Consider the following 3,257-nt stretch of genomic DNA (forward strand, 5'->3'; position numbering starts at 1 on the left):
CGGCCGGCTCCGCCCCGCGCGCCCGCGCCAGCCGATGGCGTCGCCGCCGGCGGAACGCGCCGACCGGCCGGCACGACCACGATCGCGGAAGGACCTCGATGAGCAGGCCGACCAAGCAGATCCACCTGGCGGCGCACTTCCCCGGGGTGAACAACACGACGGTGTGGAGCGATCCGGCCGCGGGCAGCCACATCGAGTTCAGCTCGTTCGTGCATCTGGCCCGCACCGCGGAGCGGGCGAAGTTCGACTTCTTCTTCCTCGCCGAGGGTCTTCGGCTGCGCGAGCAGAACGGGCGCATCCACGACCTCGACGTTGTCGGCCGGCCCGACACGTTCACGGTGCTCGCCGCGCTGGCCGCCGTCACCGACCGGCTCGGGCTCGCCGGGACGATCAGTTCGACGTTCAACGAGCCGTACGAGGTGGCCCGGCAGTTCGCGAGCCTCGACCATCTGTCCGCCGGCCGGGCGGCCTGGAACGTCGTCACCTCCTGGGACGCCTTCACCGGGGAGAACTTCCGCCGCGGCGGCTACCTGGGAGAACAGGACCGCTACGAGCGGGCGCGGCGGTTCCTCCAGACCGCCACCGAGCTGTTCGACTCGTGGCGGGGCGACGAGATCGTGGCGGACGTGGAGTCCGGGCGGTTCCTGCGGGCTGCCGACCCCGGCGCGTTCGAGCACCGCGACCAGTTCTTCGACATCCACGGCCAGTTCAACGTTCCGCGCAGCCCACAGGGCCGTCCGGTGATCTTCCAGGCCGGCGACTCCGACGCCGGCCGCGAGTTCGCCGCCGCCGCCGCGGACGCGATCTTCAGCCGGCACAGCACGTTCGAGGCCGGCCAGGCGTTCCACGCCGACGTCAAGGGCCGGCTGGCCAGGTACGGCCGGCGGCCCGAGGAGCTCGTCGTGCTGCCGGCGGCGACGTTCGTGCTCGCCGACACCGACGCCGAGGCGCTGGAGCGCGCCGCGGTGATCCGCCGCCAGCAGGTCAGCGGGGCCACGGCGATCATGTTCGCCGAGCAGCTGTGGAACCGCGACCTCTCGGCGCACGACCCGGACGACCCGGTCCCGCAGGTCGAGCCGCTGCCCGGCGAGAACACGATCTCCCAGGGGCGGGCGAGCGTGCGGATGTTCAACGACCGGGCGGCGACCGTGGCCCAGTGGCGGGAGCTGGGGCAGGCGAAGAAGCTGTCGCTGCGCGAGGTCGTCATCGAGGTCACGGGGCGGCAGTCGTTCATCGGCTCACCGCGCACGGTGGCGGACACGATCAACCGGTTCGTGCAGGCCGATGCCAGCGACGGGTTCATCCTCGTCCCGCACATCACCCCGGGTGGCCTGGACGAGTTCGCCGACACGGTGGTCCCGCTGCTGCAGGAGTGGGGGGTGTTCCGGACCGAGTACTCCGGTCCTACGCTGCGTGACCATCTGGGCCTGGCGCCCCTGTCCTGAGGCGAGGTCGACCGGGTCCGGACCATGCATTTCCGGTGGCGTTCTCCCGGCGAGAACCCGGAATGGTCCCGGTACGGACGGACCTGTTGGCCGGCCGCGGCCGCCGGGCGGGGGAGCGCGTGGCGCGGGCGGGCTGTCGCGGCCCGCGGCATCCTCCGATCGGGCCAGCCGAGAGCGATCCGGCCCCCACGCGGCCCGGCACCTCCGGGTCATCGGTCCTGGCCCGATCCGGGCATCACGATCACCTGGCGGTGTCCCCCCGAGGGACCCCCGCACGGGGCGCCGTGCCGCGTGGCACCTGCGCGTCCTGACGTGACGCTGGACGCCCCAGGTACGACCGGGCCGAGCGGGACCCAGGGGTACCTGAGGCCGAGGGTGCGCGTCCGGGCCGAAAGACACCTCGGGCCCGGATCGGGTGGCGGCACCCGATCCGGGCCCGAAGGCAGTCCCGGAGTGGTGAACGATCCGGCATGGAGGGAATGCCGGAGCGTGGTACGGCGGCGGATCGTGCCCGAGCCGTCCGGACGGTGCCGGGCGGGACCGGGACGCACGCCGGAGGTGCTACTGCCTGCTCTGCGCTGGCTGCCGCCGGGGCGGCCCGAGCTCAGTCCAACAGGCCGATCTGCCGGGCGAGATGGACCGCCGCGGTCCGGTTCCGTACACCCATTTTGCGCATGATGCTGCGCATGTAGGTCTTGACGGTCTCCGCGCGGATGGTGAGCTGCTCCGCCGCCTCTACGTTGGAGCAGCCGGTCGCCACCAGGGTGAGGACCTCCATCTCCCGCAGGGTGAGCCGGAAGGGCGGCGGCTTCGCCGGGTTCGGCGCCGCCGGCTCGGTCCGCAGCAGCGAGTAGATGCGCAGGATTCGGCGCCGCAGGTGCGGCGCCGTGAGCTGTGCGCTGAGCTCCAGCAGCTCGATCTGGGCGAGGCGGACCCGCTCCCGCTGGGTCCGTACGTCGGTCGGTTGGTTGTCGGCGAACGAACCCGACGCTCGCTCGAAGCCGGCGGTCACCGCCTGGTGCGGACGCACCTGCGGCGCCGCCGGCTCCGATACCACTGGGGCCATCGTGCTCCTCTCCCTGTCCACTCCGGTCTACCCGACCCCACGGCCTCCTGCCGCTGGCCAATCGACGCCTGCGCGCAGATTCATCCGAGGGTCGGGCGCGAGATCAGCCGTACACCACGCTTGTGGGCGGCCGGGCATGCTCTGGCCCCGGGGGAAGCGGACGTACCGCCACTCCAGCCCCCTCCGGACTCGGCCTCCCTTCGCCGGGCCCCACGGTCGGCTACGTCAAAAAGGTTATCCCGCTGACAGGCCAGCTCGTCAATGGTGTCCGAGGCGATGTGCGAGAAGCTACGTTCACGGCCGCGGAAGATGCGATCAGGGTCCTGAACCTCGACGCCTCGCCACCTTCCCGGCGGACCGGTCGCCGACCTGATGCATCGTCACCCGCCAGTTTGCCGGGGCACGGACGAAGATTCTGCGCGCCGATCGCGCACGGACTGGCGATCGGCTTGGGCAGTGGCGACGAAAGCGATTCTCGCAGGCTATCCGCCCGCCCTTCGTAAATTCGGCGTGACGCTCGCCGATGGGTCCGTCGTATGCACGGGATTCTGTGCGTGCTGATGGTTTGGAATGCGCCTAGTCAGATGCCATGGTCGCCGTGGCGGACACGCTCGCGCCGCCGCGCCGGTGCTAGCACGGCCGCCCTACCCGGCATGGCGTCCTGCCGCCGGCGCCGGGCGGGCCCGTGACCCGTGGGCGACGCCCGTGCCAGCGCGTCGCCGGGCGCGCCGGTCATGGTCGTGGCC

General features: G+C 72.0%; 2 protein-coding genes. One reads left to right on the forward strand and one right to left on the reverse strand.

Annotated elements, in window-relative coordinates:
* Positions 1–98 precede the first annotated feature (98 nt).
* Positions 99–1,445 (forward strand): NtaA/DmoA family FMN-dependent monooxygenase, encoded by a 1,347-nt coding sequence (locus tag MXD58_RS23575; protein ID WP_248839035.1) that lies wholly within the window; start codon positions 99–101, stop codon positions 1,443–1,445.
* 604 nt (positions 1,446–2,049) lie between these two features.
* Here MXD58_RS23575 and MXD58_RS23580 read toward each other — a convergent pair.
* Positions 2,050–2,511: a response regulator transcription factor gene (locus tag MXD58_RS23580; protein WP_248839034.1), complete on the reverse strand. Its 462-nt coding sequence runs from the start codon at positions 2,509–2,511 to the stop codon at positions 2,050–2,052.
* Positions 2,512–3,257 lie beyond the last annotated feature (746 nt).

It is taken from the genome of Frankia sp. AgKG'84/4 (assembly GCF_023242965.2).
Lineage (GTDB): Bacteria > Actinomycetota > Actinomycetes > Frankiales > Frankiaceae > Frankia.